Here is a 17,496-nt window from a genome sequence, read left to right on the forward strand (position 1 = left end):
TATCTTTTATTTACCTGAATTTGATATGATGATTTTTTCAGTGAATCTTTCATTATCAATTGTTAAGAATTCTGTAATGTAAACGCCGCTGCTTAATCCGCTGGTCGAAAAAGTATAATTCTGATCTGTTCCCAGATCTTTTTTTGATAGTACAGTTTTGCCTAAAACATCATATAATCTAAATGATTTTAAATTTAAATTATTGGGATTTTCCACTCTTAGCTTACTATTAGTATTATCCTGAATAATGAAGAATTTTTTCGCAGTAAAGTCACCAACGCCAAGGGTAGTCTCCTTAAAAGTTATTTTAAAACGGTCATTGTATACTCCGGGCGCAACAGTAACCAGATACGTTCCATTTTTAATATCATGGTAAGAATCATCAAGGGCATCATGAATGTAAATTTTCTGAGTGTTGTCGAAGTTAACCACCTCCGGAATAGAAAATTTGAAACTAGCTGTAGCGGTAACTTTTACTGTAAGTGCAATTTTCTTTGTTTCATCAAAATTAATCCCCTGAATAACGTAACTGCCGTTTTCTATTAAAAAAGTAACATCGTTAGGGAGTGCATCATCCATATTTAGGGCATCGATTCCATAATCAACTTCATCGGTGGCCGTTGGTACAAAAGCTAATGCTAATTGTCTTGTAAATTGATTGTCAATGATGGTGTTTAATCTAAAATGCGAAACCTCTTCCGGAGCTTCTTCTGCGGAATTTTCTTCTTTGGCGTTTTTTTCTATTGGCGTTTGTCTTTCAAATTGAGACGAACCAGTGCCTTCTTTCATGAACATCCTATGACTATTTTTGAATGTGGCTGTTCCGTCTGCAATAGCACTAATGACAAATCCCTGACCTATAGGAGAATATTTTCTACTTATTATAAGTCCGGATGATGAGCCACCGGTGTTTACTGAACCATCTCCGTTGTATGAACTAAAAGTTGCGGGTGTATAGATACCCGCAGATCCCAAACTTACAGCAGAATACGATCCGTAGCCTCCTCTGTAATTGATAAGAGTATGAGAGTTTACCGTTTTATCCTGTTCCCAAAAGTAGGCAATGCCACCAGTTGCCGCGTTAGAACCATCTAAAAGAAAAGCATTTAGGTGCAAAGCTGATGGATATGGATTCCCGGTTAGGGTTGCATTATTGATGCCCAAATTGATAGTGATAGTACCATCATTTGGTTTTCCTATAAAATCATATCTCTGTGCACTTCCGGGATTATTAGTTACTCCGGTGCCTTCAGGATCTGTTGCATCTGTTCCGCTAGTACCTTTCATAGAAAAACCTACACCGGGAGGCAATGTTGCAGTTCCGCCAACGAAAACCCATTGCGAATAATTATTGGCGTTAATGAGTTTGTAAATCCACTTTGAAGCTATTGCCAGTGGGTTAGAGGTTCCGTTAGAATTGCTTGCAGGTAAAATAGCAGCTGTTGTCGAGGCGATCGAAGTTGTTGGTTTGCTTAACATCGTAATTCCAAAGTTTTCATTTCCGGATGCAGCAGAAGCATTTCCTACCGGGGAACACCAATAGTTATAATCAAAATTGTCTGAAGTGCCTTCCTGATAAACAGACACAACACCTAATCCTGTATTGATAGACGCTCCCGAAGTTCCTTGTAATAACTGCGAATTATTTCTTAAATATAAATTTGAACTTGACGCTAAATTGATATCCTGCTGAACATATAAGACTTCATTTTTTACATACATGCTTGCATTAGTACTAAAATAAATCTGTGAGATAGATTTTGTAGTTACCAGCATCAAAATGAGTAAAGTAGTTTTCTTCATGATTTTTATTTTTTAGGACATTAAAAGCTTTTGTTTTTGGCTCGTATCGTTGATTTTTTTGACAACGATTATGAGGTAGGTTTTGGCCTCTTTAAAAGAAAAAAGATGCCTAGCAAAACGCCGCTTGCGAATAATATAGAGATTTCGCTGTCTATTGGTACAGGATCACCTACAGGAGGCGGGATAGATCGAGGCTGCGGAGGCTCAGGAGCAGCAACACCTTTAAATGTTATACTAAAGCATAAGAGTAGTAATAACTGTAACTTTCTAATTTTCATATGATATTTTTAGATTTGGGTAAATAAAATTCATGAAATCGAAATTAATTTTACCTTATTGAAGAATCAATTGGTAAGAATAATGGTATAAAAAATAAGAGCGGCTTGTAGTAAAATAGTTATTTAACAGAATCCAGTATAATGTTTAATCTGTTGGCAGAGAGGGAATAATAGAACAATGTGTTAATTTGTGAAACAATCTGATGATCATTTCATTTTAATCTTGTAATAAGTAAGCTATTCGTACTTTTAAGATCTATTTAGGTTTAATAGAAGTAGGTAGGTGTTTTTTAAATGTATTGAAAAATTATTATTAATTTTAAATATTTTTAAAAAATAAATATAAAAATATTTTAAATAATGAAAAATTCGTAAAATTTAATTAAATACATTGAGAATTTTTTATTGAAGGAAAAATATCGTGTAATGAAATGATGGCTAATTTTTAGGTGAAATTTCTTTTCTTAAATAAGAAGTTTTGCGTGACAATTTTTAACTTAAATTAAAACGGCAGGCAAAAGAAAGATTGTTTTTTGAAGGAATATCTCAATTAAAAAAACTTTGTGCTTTAGTCAATTTTTTTTGAAAGTTCCAGCATGTTTTTGTTGATGATATTTTTATCAGAATTGGTTTTGGCTAAGTCAAAGGCGGTTTGAAAATGTTGCAAAGCTTTCTGATTATCATAACCCGAATATAAATTTCCGAGTAAGGAATAGTAAAAATGATTATCCGTTAATTGCAGTTTTTCTGCTTCAGCAATTGCTCCTTGTTTACCTATTACTTTAGATAAAACATAGGTTCTGTTTAAAGCTACAATTGGAGAATATTCTAGAATAATTAGATTGTTATACAATTCTAAAATATGTTCCCATTTTTCAGCAGTATCTTTCTTCTGGGTGTGCCAGTACGCTATTCCGGCTTCGAGATGATATTTAGAAAGTGTATTTCCAGTTGATGATTGACTCAAAAAATAAGTTCCTTTATCTATTAATTCCTGATTCCAAAGTGATTCATCCTGATCCTGATACAAAATAATCTCGCCGTTTTCAGTGGTTCGGGCCTCGAATCTTGAAGAATGAAAACACATCAAAGCCATTAACGCATTGGTTGCCGGTAAATGGGTCGTTTTATTCTGAATTAATAAATAAGTCAGGCGCATGGCTTCGGCACAAAGATCTTTTCGTAAAGTAGTATTTTGCGAAGTAGAGTAGTAGCCCTCAGAAAATAAAAGATAAATGGTTTTAAGCACCGTATCGATGCGTTCTTTTATTTCAGGAGGGTTTGGGTTTTGAATTTTAATATTTTCTTCCTTGAGTTTTTCTTTCGCACGATTGATTCTTTTGTAAATCACTTCTTTGTTCGAAAGAAAAGCATCAGCGATTTCGTTGATTCCAAAACCGCATAATAAATTCAGGGCAAGAGCAATCTGAGCTTCATCAGAATTGCTGGGATTACAAACCGTAAATAGCATGGCCAATTGGCTATCAGCAATATTCTGGTCTGATAAATCAATTTCGATTTCGGGATTGTTTATTGGAGAATTGTATTTTATTTCGGTTACAATTTTCTTTTCGAAAATGTCATTTCGCTTAAAGTAGTTTTTCGTTTTATTTTTAGCCACGGTATACAGCCATGCTGTTGGGTTTTCAGGAATTCCTTTAATTGCCCAGGTTTCGGATGCCGTCAGGAAAGTATCGCTCACAATATCCTCGGCAATCTCAATATGATGAATGCCAAACAAATTGCATAAAACCGAAACAATTTTTTGATATTCGGTTCTGAATAAATGAGGGATGAGTTCCTGGTTCATAAAGCTAAAGGTAAATAAATTCCAATACTAAATTTTAACATGAGATAAATTCCAAATTCCAATGAATTGCCCACGGGTTTTACGGATTAAGCGGGTTTTCGCGGGTTTATTTTTTGCAATATTTTCAAAGTTTGTCTGCGCATTTTTGTCATCCCGAGGAACGAGGGATCTCCGTAAGTAGCTCTACAAAGATTGGCGATTTGATTGGGGAGTTTCTCGCGGAGATCCCTCGTTCCTCGGGATGACAAGAATTATGGTTACGTTGTAAATAATTTTCGCCACAGATTTCACAGATTAAAATGATTTAAGAATCTTCTCAAAGTTTAAAAAACTTTGACAAAGATGATAAACATTGCAAAAAAAAAACGCGAAAACCCGCTTAATCCGTAAAATCCGTGGCCAATCATATGTATTGGAATTTGGAATTTAAAAAATTGGAATTTCAATTATTCTACATCGCCTGACGTATCTCTACATTTCCACCCAAGTCCAAAACGGGACATCCCTGAGCTATTTCGGAAGCTTCGTCATAATCTTTGGCTTTTATGATGATCAGTCCGCCAATAGATTCTTTGATTTCTACAAACGGTCCGTTTGTAATTCCTTTTGCTTTGCTTACTACTTTTCCCTGTCCGTCCCATTTTTGTAAAGGCCTTGCCAGTTTATCTTGTGCTGCCAGACCTCCAAACCAGTTTTGCCATTGTTTCAAATGTTGCTGTAATTCTTCCGGCGAAGGCTGATTTTCTTTGGTTGTAAAATCTCTTCTGAATATTAATATGAATTCGTTCATTGTTTTTGTTTTAAAGTTTAAAAGGGGCATTTTATAAAATGATTTTAAAAAAGACTGTCTTTTATCTGAGATATAAATTTAATGTTTTACCCCAAATAAAAAGCAGCCTGATGTATTTATCCAAATTGTCCCACTCTGTAAGTTCCCGGAGTATTAGGAAAAGCAAGGTTAAAACGATTCCATGTGTTAATAGTAGTAATTACAAGTGTAAGATCGATTAGTTCCTCGTCTGAGAATTCACTTTTTGCTATAGCATAAACATCGTTATGAACCTGACAAGTTGTTACAGCTTCCGCCCACGCCAATGCAGCTCTTTCTCTTGAAGTATAATACGGAGTTTCTCTCCAGGCACTTAAACCAAATAAACGTTGAGGTGTTTCGCCGGTTGCCAAAGCTTCTTTGGAATGCATGTCTAAACAATACGCACAACTGTTGATTTGTGATACTCTAAAATCGACTAAATCTAATAATGATTTTTCAAGTCCTGATTTTTTGATATAACCGGTAATTGCAAATAAAGTACTTAACGCTTTTTGACCTTTTTCGAATGCATTAATTCTAGTTTCCATAATGTATAATTTTTAATGTTATACCCTAATGACAACTGAGCTTTCGAGATTGGACAAATTTTCGAAAAAAAAGTATATTTTTTTTAAAATATTTCTAAAACCCTTGATTTTTCTGGGTTTTAATTTATAATTAAATCGATGTTTTTAGAATAGTTAGACAATAAAGGCTTGCCATTAAAACTATTTGTCATGGTCCACGGTACAAGTTGTCCTTTTTCGATGATTTCTTTTTTAGAATAAACCATACTAAAATACATTTCTAAATCATTTGGATTTTCCGGCATGGGTTTATTTTTTGATGCTTCGGGAATATCTTCGTAATAATATCTGGATTTTTTTAAAACCGGATATTTGTTTAATAAATATTCATTTAAAGTAAATCTCGGGCCATCACCTTGGTATAAATCATCAAATAAAATTGGTGTAATAGTCAGACTTTTAATATTCTGCTTTAAACTTTTATATTGCTCTGAAGTGGTAGAAAAATCAGATTCCTTCAAATTATCTTTTTCAGACAGCTGTCTGATAACCGAAAGACGGACGTAATCGCCATTGATTTCGATAACCTTAAATACAAAATAATATTTTTGATAACTCTGGCTTCCGTTAATACCAGTTTCTTTGCTAAAAATAAAACTTCCCAATTGCAGTTGATGCTCTTTGGTATTCAGGGCTTTTTTCCACATATAAGGTTTGTAGACTTTTTCTTTTAAGACATAAAAAGCAATTAAAACAATAACAGAAATCAGCAGTATTTTTTTCATTTGTTTGGATAAATGTGAATTAAAAATTAAAAATTACGAATTAAAAATTACAGTTCACATAATGCTATGAGTTTTATTACAAATGAAATGACTTTTTCAGCTATCAAATCGATGTCTCTATGTGTTTAAAAACTAAGCGCAAAGTTTATTAAGAATCAAGCCAATTCTTAAAATTATTAATCTCTTTTTTGCTTAAAATAATAGGTTCAGTATCCGGAATAGCAACATTCAGTAAAATCTCGATTTTCTGGCTCGAATGTTTTATTATTTCCTGAATATGATGACGGTTGATGATGTATTTTCGATTTATTTTAAAGAAAAGATCAGGATTAAGTTTATTGATCAGATCTTTTAGATTGCTATTGTAGAGATAATTACTTCCGGAATCGGTGTAGATAAACAGATGTTTTCCTGTGGCATAAAAATAAGTAATCGAGGTATCATTGATAGAAAGAAGCTTATCTCTGTGATTGACCAAAAAATGATGCTGAACGCTGCTTTGATTTTCAATTTCGACCAAAGATTCGACAATCAGGTTGGTATTAAACGTTTCTTTTATGTTTTTGTATTTGAGTAAAGCTTCGTGTAATTCTTCTTCTTCATAAGGTTTTAGAAGATAATCTATGGTAAAGTGTTTGAAAACTTTTACGGCATAAGAATCGTAAGCGGTAATAAAAATAACGGGGCATGAAACAGTCGCTTGCTCAAAAATGTCAAGACTTTTACCGTCGCCCAAATGAATATCCATAAAGGCAAGATCAACAGTATTTACTTTAAAAAAAGCAACGGCATCTTTTACAGATTTCAGCACCGTTATTTCATTAATCGAAATGATATTCTGCTGTTCTAAGATGGATTTGAGATAGCTTGAAGCCAAATGTTCGTCTTCAATAATAACTACTTTCATGACGTTTAATTTTCTGTAAAGTTAAAAAAAAAGCTCCGTTAAAAACGGAGCTAATTTTATTACAATTCAGGATTGTTTAAACGGGCATCAAGAGGAAACGGAAGCGTATAACGCGGATCATTTTCTATTAATGTATAATCCTGATCATTAAAAGTATGAATGATTTGTTGTTGAGTAGTTCTTCGCAAATCAAACCAACGGTGACCTTCTACAGCAAACTCACGTTGTCTTTCCTGAGCTACAAAATCAAGAAGCTGAGTTTGTGTCATGGCAGCAATCGATGTACTTAATGTGTTAAAAGCTGTTGCATTATATCTGTTTTTAATAAAAGTGGTTACAGTTGTTCTTGCTGTTGCCAAATCATTTAATTGTGCAGATGCTTCTGCTTTCGTCAAGTACAATTCAGCGGTTCTGAAAGTACATTTTTGAGCGATATCACCACCTTTTCTAAATCTGAATCTGCTTCCGCTTGCCTGATAATACAAAGCAAAACGCAAGTCATTTGTTTTATCATAAACGCCTGTTAAAGTTGGCGCGGCATATGATGTACCTTTTAAAAGATTGATAAAAGGATCTTCAAGTGCCAATATAGATTCCGGACCGTTATAAAGGTTAGGTAACGCAGCTGTAGTGTTTAAATTGATTAAAGCACTTTTGTATGTCATTGCTTTATCTGCAGCTTCGATAGCTTTAGCCCATTCTTTTCTGTAAAGGAAAATACGAGATTCCATAGCATATAATGAAGCCTTAGAAAAACGGTAATTAATACCTGTTGTCTGAGTGTCTAAATTCAATAATTTTTTAGCCTCTTCGTTATCAGATAAAATCTGGTCGTAAATAACAGCAACACTTTGAGGAACGTAAGCCTGCTCTAAATCTATTTTTAAAGCCAACGGAACACCTTTGTCTGTTGCAGCTGTTGCAGCATTGTAAGGTTTACTAAATATGTTCAGTAAATCAAAGTAAGTTAAGGCTCTTAATGCATAAGCTTCTCCAATTAACTGGTCTTTCTCTGTAGAAGGTGCTAATTTTGCGCTTGCGTCATTGATGATCACATTGGTATAGAAAATTCTGTTGTACAAAGCCGAATAAGGAAAACTATTGGTAGTTTTATCAGGATTGACATCTTTCCAGATATAATGATCTCTGTAGAAAGTGGCATTATCATTAAATTCATCTAAGACCAATTCATCTGCTCTTATGGCAGACAATGCTTTATGAATCGCCGTTATCGAATATCCTCTTGTCATAACAGCTCTGTAATCTGTTAAGGTTTCCGGAATTACTTTACCTACCGGCTCAACATCAAGATAATGATCACAGCTTACAGTTGTAACAGCTACACTGGCAAAGAATACGTATTTTAATATATTTTTCATTTTAAATCAGATTAAAAAGTTAGGTTACATCCTAAAGAAATTGATCTTGGGATTGGTTGTGCATAGATATTTCCGTACGTTTCAGGATCAAAGTAACCTTTATAATCAGAGCTGATTACGAATAAGTTTCTACCTTCGATACTAAATCTTACACTATCCATAAACAAAGTATTAGTTGCTTTTTTAGGTAAAGAATATCCAAAACGAACACTGCTCAAACGCATATAGCTCATTTCATGAACCCATGTATCTAAATAATTGTACATATTAAGTGGTGCTGCTCCTGGAGAATACCATTGGTAAGCCATCCATGAATCTCCTGTTCCTGAAGTTTCACTCGTAATTCCAGGTATGTGTGAACCTGTATTAGTAGGTGACCAGACATTAAGCACATCTGTAGTATAATTTTGACCACGATCTAATTGTGCACCATTAAAATTTGGTTTTTCAACAACCGTTTGTTTGATATTAAAAGTAGTAGCAATTGTAAGATCAAAATTATGAACTTTAAAAGTGTTGATAAAACCACCGGTAAATTTAGGATCAAGATCTCCAACATAAGTAAACAAATTTCTGGTGTCTTCATCTGTAAGTCTTGATTGCGATAAAACTCCCGGGAAAAAATCGGCATAAGGATCAAAAAGCGCAAAAAAGGTTTGAGAGTTTACCGTTTCTCCTTTTTTATTTACAAATAAAGGAAAACCATTTTCATCAATTCCGTTAGTTTTTAATGCAAATACTGCATTAACCGGAAGTCCTTCTCTGGAAGGTAAATAGCTGTTAGATCTTGTTTCAATACGATCTACATTACTTTTATTATGAGCGAAATTTATAGTGGTATTCCATTTAAAGTTCGGACGGTCAATGTTTCGTGTAGACAAAGAAATCTCGTATCCTTTATTGGTTACCTGCGCCCAGTTAGCGTTTGTATATTCAAATCCGTTTTCAACAGGAAGCGATTGTAAACCAATTAAATCAGAACTTTTTCTTCCGTAAACATCCGTTACAATGCTAATACGATTGTTGAATAAACCAAGATCCATTCCAACGTTAGTATTAGTAGTTTTTTCCCATCTCAATTTATCATTTGGAGGAGAAATTACATTAATAATAGGTTCTGTTTGTCCTGGTAAAATAACCACAGTTTGGCTTTCTCCAACTACATACGGAGAAGTGTTTTTGTCGATATTTCCTTGTAAACCATAAGAAGCACGTAATCGTAAATTAGAAACTACTTCATTACCTTTTAAGAAATTTTCTTCAGATACTGCCCATGAACCGGAAACAGCCCATAGTGGTAAATATTTGTATTTAGGATCTACACCAAATAAATCCGATCCGTCGTAACGAACACTTCCAAAGAAAGTATATTTTCTGTCATACGTATAAGATGCTGTTGCAAAAAACGATGCAAATGCATTTTCGTTTTCATTTTTTAAATACGTTCTCCAGTTTGCATTTGCAGCAGAGTTTGCATTTGGAAAAATAATTTGAGTTGTAGTTAATGTTTTCGGGTCGAAACCAAACCCTTTTGTATTAATAGCAGTGCTTTTGTTTCTTCTTAATTCATTACCAGCCATAACTTCTATCTCATGTTTTCCGCCAAGAGTAGTGCTATAGTTTAGCATCGTTTTAATGTTATATTGAAAAAAGTCTGTGTTAGAATTTTGAATAATTCCGCCAACAGGAAGGAAATAAGCATCAGCTCCGTTTGCAAATACACGTGATTTTTCTCTTTCTTTTCTTGTAAAATAAGTGTCTTTACCGGCATATTTTTCAGAAGCATTATTATCAAACTGTAAACCAATTTGTGTACTTGCTTTCAGGCCTTTTGTAATCGTATAATCAACATCAAGTAAAGCTTTTACAGATCTTGTTGTCAATTCGTAATTCGTGTTTTCTCTTTCTTCCAGGAAATTATAAGGAATATATACGCTTCCATTTCCATATCCAGTCATATCTTTATCATAGTTATAACTTCCATCAGCGTTAAACGGAGTCAGATATGGGTTTACGTTTCTCGAATAATTAGCAGGATTGGTAAAAGTATCGGTATCTGATACATAAGTTGTTTTCTTGCTTTGTGTACCAAAAATTCCAACACCAACATGTAATTTATCTGTTACATCAAAGTTGTTTTTTAAGGTAAGATTGTATCTGTCAAAACCAGTTCCTACAGTAGCTCCTTCTTCATTATAAGCTCCTAATGAGAAATAGTAATCAGATCTTTCTCCACCACCTGATAAACTCAAACCATATTGTTTATTAAAAGTACTTCTGTACAATAAATCACCCCAATTGGTATTGTTGTTTCTTAAAGCGTTGATAGAGTTTTGAGTTGCAGGACTTAGAGACGAAAAACCTCCCGATCTATAGGCTCCTAATTCATTAGCCTGATTAAGAATACGGGAAATTTCTCCGTTTGTGTCTCTGTAAGTCAAATCTTCTCTTGAAGCTAATGAAAGTTCCAAATCTACTTTTTGAGAAGAGTTTAAAAGGTTTAATTTAGAAAAATTAGGTTTTTCAGTCACGAAAGTATTCACATTAAAGTCTACTCTCATACTTCCTTTTCTTCCTTTTTTAGTCGTTACCACGATAACTCCGTTTGCGGCTCTTGCACCATAAATGGCAGTTGCAGCAGCATCTTTAAGAATGGTAATATCTTTAATATCTTCAGGATTTAAACCCGCGATAGAAAAATTGCTTAAAACATCGATATTGTCTTTGTCGTAGTTTTGAGGAACATCATTTCCTTCAAGCGGCAAACCATCCAAAACCCATAATGGATCCTGAGCACCATTAAGAGATGCAGTACCACGAATTCTGATTTTTGAGATCGTTCCCGGAGCTCCCGTTTGCTGCGTTACCGCAACACCCGCAACCTGACCAATTAACATTTGATCCAAACTCGCCACACCTGCTTGTTTGATATCAGCCATATCAACTGTTGCAACAGCCGATGTCAGTTTTCTTTTTTCGATCTTTTGGTAACCTGTAACTACAATTTCTTTTAGTTCGCTTACATCAGATTTTAATGAAATAGTATAATTGTTTTGCGATGTAATATCAATTGTGTAAGGCAGGTATCCCATATAAGTTACCCTTAAACTTTTGATGTTACTGTTAATTTTAAATTCGAAAGCACCATCAAAATCGGTTACAGTACCTAAACTGGCACTTTGTATAACACCTTTTTCTCCGGTATTGTTGGATACGGAAGTATTCTCGACAAAAACAGTAACTCCCGGTATCGGTAGTCCGTCTGCGGCATCAAGTACCTTTCCTTTAATAGTCCTTTCCTGCGCATACCCTGAGAGGGCAAGAAGGAAACTCAGCATGTAAAATAAATTCTTCATTGGGTTGTTTTTGGATTGTGTTAAATTATAGTGTGTTGTTTAATGCTTTTTCGATACGCTGAATCAGGTCGAAATAATGGTTTTTAGTTTCCTGATTTCCAATATTTCTCTTTGTCTTCAGTAATTGCAAGATCTGATTCAATTCGCCTTTTTTATCAGATGTAACTTCAGAAACTCTTTTTAGAGAGGATTGATTGATGTTTCGCGCCATTTTTGCTTCGTCTAAATAATCACATAAATGAGGCATGCTTAAGGTTGCTTCCAACTGAATGCTTTTCTTAACATCGGTTTTTTCAAAAAGTTTATTGGTCGAAACAATCAATACATCTACATAATTTTTCTGAGTCATACGTTCCATAATCGTAAGCGATTTATTTTGGATCGTAGGAGCAAAAATACTTTGGTGAAGTGTTTTGAATAATTGTGTTACGGTGAACACATTTTCTTTGGCTTCGTTACGTTGGTACAACTCATTTTCTGTAATTCGCAACAAACGATCGTCGCTTAATAAATTGTATATAATGCCGTATTGTAATTCTCTTGCAAGCGTATATGGCGTGTATTCATAAGGCCCAAGCGGAGAATCTTTCAACGGATTTGTTTTATCCAAAATTGGGTTAAAAAACAACCATTCCGGCAATTTGATACTATTGTTTAATAAGTACGAAACCGCTTTTTTCTGGATTGCAGCCGGAACCGCAACATAGCTTTGTTTGTTATCGCCATGAACCGTTGTGTTCAGGTAAATACCGCCCACATTGGTCAATACATGATAGTTGTACAAATTCCACTGACCAATTGCACCAATATAAAGTTTACCGGTTTGGTAGTAAGATTCATCCTTATCATACGTCCACTCAAGGATTTTACCCACAACTCTTTTCAAGTTTTTAAGTCCGTATTCGCTCGCTTTCATCGCATCATCACCCAAATCTTCAGATTGCGAACGCGGATCTATTGTGCTATCACCATCTTGCTGTTCTCCGTAAAAATAAACCGGATCATTCTGGTGTTTTGTAATCAGGGCGTTCAACGCATTGTGCTCTTCGGTTTGGTCAGCATACCATCTGTAACCCCATTCGATAGCATATTTATCATATTCACCAATTTTTGGCGTAATCGCTTCTACATGATCTTCCGGTTGAGCGATATAATTGTAACGCGCATAATCCATGATTGACGGAGCAGTTCCGCCCATTTTTGCTGTAAAATCCGGAGATCGAAGTGATTCTACCGGATAAGCAAACGAAGCGCCCATATTATGTTTCAAACCAAAAGTATGTCCAACCTCATGAGACGATACAAAACGGATAGCTTCTCCCATATGTTCATCACTAAATTTGTTTCCTCTTGCTTTTGGATCGATTGCTCCGGTCTGAATGCGCATCCAGCTTTGTAATGAAGTCATTACATTATGCCACCAGATAATATCAGATTCGATAATTTCACCGCTTCTTGGGTCTACAACTGCAGGTCCCATAGCATTCGATTTTTGAGACGCTACATAAGTAATCACCGAATAACGTACATCATCAATATCAAAATCAGTATCTTCTTCTGTAGGTTCTTTTGCAATTACAGCATTTTTAAATCCTGCTTTTTCAAAAGCTGCCTGCCAATCTCGAACACCTTCTATAATATAAGAACGCCATTGTTTAGGTGTCGATGGATCGATATAATAAACAATAGGTTTTTTAGGTTCTACTAATTCGCCTCTTTTGTATTTTTCGATATCCTCTTTTTTAGGTTCTAATCTCCAGCGTGTGATCAGTTCTTTTTCTAATACTGCATGTTGGTTATCGCTAAAATACCAGTGTTTTTCAGTGAAATACCCAATTCTTTTATCCGAAAAACGAGCGTGCATAGGCACTTTATCTAATAAAATAATATTAGAAGTTACCCCAATTGTAACAGATAGGGCAGGACCACCTTCGGCTACAGAAGTAGTCAGTTGCGATTTAACCACAATATTTTTAGGGAAAGTTTTCACACCTTCTATATACGAAAGTTCAGATTTTACAGATCCTCCAAAACCAATGTTGCTTAAAACATCATTGAAACTTTTTTGTTTTCCGTCAAAAACCTTATTCGCTTTTATTACTACCGATGTAGAATCGTTGTTTTTGGTTTCGATATCAAAAACTTCTATAATAGATTCTGAAAAGTTACTGTTTACCGATGCTGTAATAGCGTCTCCAACCGGCGATGAAACTTTTGGTACAGATGATTTTACCCAAACTTTTTTGGCAACCAAATCTTTATGAAACGTGATAATCTTATTCTCGTAATTCATTCCTTTATTCAAACCTGCATCATTAACCGGTAAAGGAACATTTGAAATTTTATTAACAACTAAAAATTCTCTTTGAAAAAGTGAATCGTTGATCTCCAGGTAAAGATCTGTTTTTACCTGAATAGTATTGAAAAGACCTTTTTTGAATGATCCTTTTTTAATAAGGTCGTCGTATTTTTGTCCTTTCGCATTTTTTAATGAATCCTTAACTTGTTGTTCTGTTTTTTCTTCTTTATTCTTTTTGTTCTTTTTTTGAGCAATCATAGTACTGGTATTCAGTACTAACATCACTAAAGCGATATTTTTTAGACTTCTCAACAATGCCTTTTCTCTCATAGAAAGTTAAGTTTAGGTTAATTTTTGGCTAAAAATATTGCATGGATTACGTTAAAAAAAGCAAAATGGAGTGAGTGGCTTTTTTTCGGGAGTGAATGTTTTTTTTTATCCAATTAAAGGTAAAATGCAAGTAAAATCGCCGTCTTTTTTGAAAGCTTTAAAATCGTTTTTACCATAGTATTTATAGATACTTTCTAAGTATTTGTGACCAAACTTAGATTCTTTTCCGAAGTTTTGCTTTTCGTTTAAATTATTGGTAATAATTACAACGTTTTCGTTAATCCTAATTGTGATGCGTAACGGACTTTCTTCAGAGGCTATATTATGCTTGATCGCATTTTCTACAGCAATCTGAAAAGCCAGATACGGCACTTTTTTTGCCAGAAAGCTTTCGTCTTCAATAGTTATAGTAAAAATGAATTCCTCAGTAAAACGAGTTTGCTGCAAAAAGATGTATTTTTCGATAAAAAGCAATTCTTCCTGGACCGTAACAATATTATTGAGCGGCGGATTAATAAGGTATCTGTAAATTTTAGAAAGGTTTAATGTAAATTTTCGTGCTATTCCGGTATTGGTTTCAATTAGCATATAAAGCGAATTCAACGAATTGAATAAAAAGTGCGGATTAATCTGCTCTTTTAATTGTTGCAGCTGAATCAGGGCTTTCTCCTTATTAATCATTTCGTTTTCTAAAAGCAGCTTGTTTTTTTCCTGCGACAAGATTTCTTTTTCCTGAAAAGTTCTACGAGTAAAAATGGTAAACAAATAAAAGAATACAATTAAAATAGCAGTCGTAATGATATAAATGAGATAGGCATATTTTTTAACCGCATTTACATCTTCATTCGAAATTTCTCTCGGAAAATTTACTCCAATATACCAATTTGTTCCTTTTACATTCAAACGTTTGGTATAGCGTACAATATCTAAAAACAAATATTCAGACGGGGCAATTCTCTTGCTAAAGTCTTCTCTTTTAGAAAAAGTTGTATCCTGAGGTACTATATTGGTTAACTTGAAAATGTTCTTTTTCAGTAATTTTATTTCAGGATGATAAATAATCGTTCCTTTCTTATCAAAAACAAAAGCATAATTAGGCGCTTTTTGATCAATTGTCGAGAAATAATTCTGAAGCGATTTCAAATCGATATCATATCCGTACCGAACTACAGTGCCATTTGCAGCAGTATATCTGTAATAAATACGCCAAAAAAAGTGGTCAGTATCTTCTATAATACTATTAGATTGTGAAAGCTCTCTGTTTTTAGCCACAAAATCTTTTATCGAAGCTTTGAGATGGGCATCGTTTTTAGAAATTGTAAATTCTATTTTTTGATTGTCGATCTGAAACCAGTTGTTTTTTACCAAACTGTCATTGGCATGAATGTTACTTAAAACTTTTAAATTATCAGATAAGTTTTTGGCGTTGCTGATATCTACAATTCGTTTCAGTTCATTTTTAGATTCCAAAAAGCGTGATAATTCCTGCGCAATAACTTCCTGTTTTTTTACAAAACTACGCTGTGAACTCTCGGCGTTCGATTTTTCGGTAACCTCCGTCATCAAACCGCTCAGGATATAAATAGAAAGCAAAGTAAGAACAACGAAAATGATTCCTAAAATAAAGAAGTTCCTACCGGAAAAAGTGTTTTTTAAAGTAAATTTCAAAGTGTAGATAAAAAAATAAGGCGTATTAAAATCCTTATTGCAATAGGGTATTAATTTTTTTTCGTGTGCAAATATAAAACTTTTTAGCTGATACACTTTTAGTTATGAAATCTTAACACATATTTCGGGTAGTCGTTTAGTAAAAATCTTGTTAAGAGAGAAAAGAGTTTAAAATTGTTTCAGGTTTCAGGTTTCAGGTTTGAAATGAGAATAGAATTTCTATGTCATTTTACCGCAATCCCGATAGCTATCGGGAGCAAAGTTTTTACTAAGCAAGGTTTTATAAAAACGCAAAGTCCGCAAAGCTTTTTGTCGATTTTTTTACCACAGAGAACACAAAGATTTTAATTAGCAAGTCTTTAGAAAAACACAAAGTTCGCAAAGCTTTGTGTTGAACCAGCTTTGCGAACTTTGTGTTTGTCAACGTAATCCTAATAATAAAAACTTTGTGTTCTCTGTGGTAAAATGTCATAGAAATTCTATTCTCATTTCAAACCTGAAACTTGAAACCTGAAACTTGAAACAAAAATTAAGAAATCTGAAGATGTTCCAAAGTTTTCCCGACCAAAGTTTTTACTCCAACCGCTTTAAACCCTAATTTAAGATACAGTTTCTTCGCACCCGCATTTCCTTCTTCAACCAATAAACCTAAAGTCTGTTTATTTTTGGTTACAAATTCTTCAATCAAAAACTGCAATAATTGAGAACCAATTCCTTTTCCCTGATGATTAGGACTTACACCTAACGCATCAATATAAAACTCTCCGCTTTGCGTTTCATTTTCGGGACTAAAATCAGGATTAAAATTAAGACGAACATAATCAATAATAGGTTTACGCAGTTCATGTAATTTTCCTCCGTCATAAATAGAAACAGCTCCTACAATTTCATCGTTTTCTTCGGCTACAAAACAATTCTGATAAGAATATTGATTGCTTTCATATTCAACAAAATGAAGCAGGAAATAATAGGCCGTTTTAGGATCTTTTTCGCCAATGAATTTATAAATGATTTCTTCCATTGCCAGCAACAAATGTTTGGCAATCGATTCAGAATCTTCAATAGTTGCTTTTCTAATAATCATGATATGTATTTTAAGAGTACAAAATTACGGTAAGTTTTAAGTATTGATTCTTTTCTTTAAAATAATGCGATAAATAGGCACGATTTTTAAATTTTCGATAAAACTGTAAAAATCATAATCAATTAAATTTTTATTTTAAAATATTTATAATCAGTTAGTTATTTGTTTTTTTTAGTTGTGAAATAACCAATTATTAGCTTGAAAAGCACAGTAACAAAATGAATTATCGAGACATAATTATTTTTAGGCGAACCTTTTTTTATGTATTAAAAAGACTACTTTTTGAAAGTGGATTGTTGATAACTGTTTTTTTTGAAAGTGATATTGAAGCAGTTTTTCATGTTGATAACTCTATTTAGATTTATTTTAAATAGCTGATGTTTCGGCTGTTACGGATTATTATGATGCTGTTGATAAAAAGTAAATTTTACATCAATTTTAAGAGGCTTGAAGATGTTG

Annotated in this window: 12 protein-coding genes; 1 reads left to right on the top strand and 11 read right to left on the bottom strand. The window is 33.7% G+C overall.

The genetic code is table 11. The annotated features are described in order from the left end of the window. Window positions 1–6 precede the first annotated feature (6 nt). On the bottom strand, window positions 7–1,803 hold the full coding sequence (locus FLP_RS12015) for a T9SS type A sorting domain-containing protein (RefSeq protein WP_243397595.1): 1,797 nt from the start codon (window positions 1,801–1,803) through the stop codon (window positions 7–9). Window positions 1,804–1,908: 105 nt separating this feature from the next. On the opposite strand from FLP_RS12015, the gene FLP_RS25475 reads away from it, so the two are divergent. After that, window positions 1,909–2,085: a hypothetical protein gene (locus FLP_RS25475; protein WP_165606667.1), complete on the top strand. Its 177-nt coding sequence runs from the start codon at window positions 1,909–1,911 to the stop codon at window positions 2,083–2,085. 564 nt (window positions 2,086–2,649) lie between these two features. Here the strand turns inward: FLP_RS25475 and FLP_RS12025 are convergent. The 10 genes from FLP_RS12025 to FLP_RS12070 all read right to left on the bottom strand — a co-directional run bounded on the left by FLP_RS12025 (window position 2,650) and on the right by FLP_RS12070 (window position 17,037). After that, on the bottom strand, window positions 2,650–3,891 hold the full coding sequence (locus FLP_RS12025) for an RNA polymerase sigma factor (protein WP_065449746.1): 1,242 nt from the start codon (window positions 3,889–3,891) through the stop codon (window positions 2,650–2,652). Window positions 3,892–4,342: 451 nt separating this feature from the next. Further along, entirely contained in the window at window positions 4,343–4,681 is a 339-nt protein-coding gene (locus FLP_RS12030; RefSeq protein ID WP_065450267.1) for a YciI family protein, read from the bottom strand. Window positions 4,682–4,797: 116 nt separating this feature from the next. Beyond that, the gene (locus FLP_RS12035) at window positions 4,798–5,250 is read right to left on the bottom strand and encodes a carboxymuconolactone decarboxylase family protein (RefSeq protein ID WP_065449747.1); all 453 of its coding nucleotides are present in this window, start codon (window positions 5,248–5,250) and stop codon (window positions 4,798–4,800) included. Window positions 5,251–5,369: 119 nt separating this feature from the next. Next, the gene (locus tag FLP_RS12040; protein ID WP_065449748.1) at window positions 5,370–6,014 is read right to left on the bottom strand and encodes a hypothetical protein; all 645 of its coding nucleotides are present in this window, start codon (window positions 6,012–6,014) and stop codon (window positions 5,370–5,372) included. Window positions 6,015–6,162: 148 nt separating this feature from the next. Then, window positions 6,163–6,921, bottom strand: coding sequence for a LytR/AlgR family response regulator transcription factor (locus tag FLP_RS12045; protein WP_065449749.1), 759 nt, complete (start codon window positions 6,919–6,921; stop codon window positions 6,163–6,165). 59 nt (window positions 6,922–6,980) lie between these two features. Then, window positions 6,981–8,300: a RagB/SusD family nutrient uptake outer membrane protein gene (locus FLP_RS12050; protein ID WP_065449750.1), complete on the bottom strand. Its 1,320-nt coding sequence runs from the start codon at window positions 8,298–8,300 to the stop codon at window positions 6,981–6,983. Between the two features lie 11 nt (window positions 8,301–8,311). Then, a complete protein-coding gene (locus FLP_RS12055; protein ID WP_065449751.1) occupies window positions 8,312–11,656 on the bottom strand; it encodes a SusC/RagA family TonB-linked outer membrane protein in 3,345 nt (1,114 codons plus the stop codon). A gap of 25 nt (window positions 11,657–11,681) precedes the next feature. Continuing rightward, entirely contained in the window at window positions 11,682–14,285 is a 2,604-nt protein-coding gene (locus FLP_RS12060; RefSeq protein WP_065449752.1) for a zinc-dependent metalloprotease, read from the bottom strand. Between the two features lie 105 nt (window positions 14,286–14,390). Next, entirely contained in the window at window positions 14,391–16,049 is a 1,659-nt protein-coding gene (locus FLP_RS12065) for a histidine kinase (RefSeq protein WP_244894296.1), read from the bottom strand. A gap of 433 nt (window positions 16,050–16,482) precedes the next feature. Further along, the gene (locus FLP_RS12070; protein WP_065449754.1) at window positions 16,483–17,037 is read right to left on the bottom strand and encodes a GNAT family N-acetyltransferase; all 555 of its coding nucleotides are present in this window, start codon (window positions 17,035–17,037) and stop codon (window positions 16,483–16,485) included. Window positions 17,038–17,496: the final 459 nt, after the last annotated feature.

The organism is Flavobacterium piscis (genome assembly GCF_001686925.1).
Taxonomy (GTDB): Bacteria; Bacteroidota; Bacteroidia; order Flavobacteriales; family Flavobacteriaceae; genus Flavobacterium; species Flavobacterium piscis.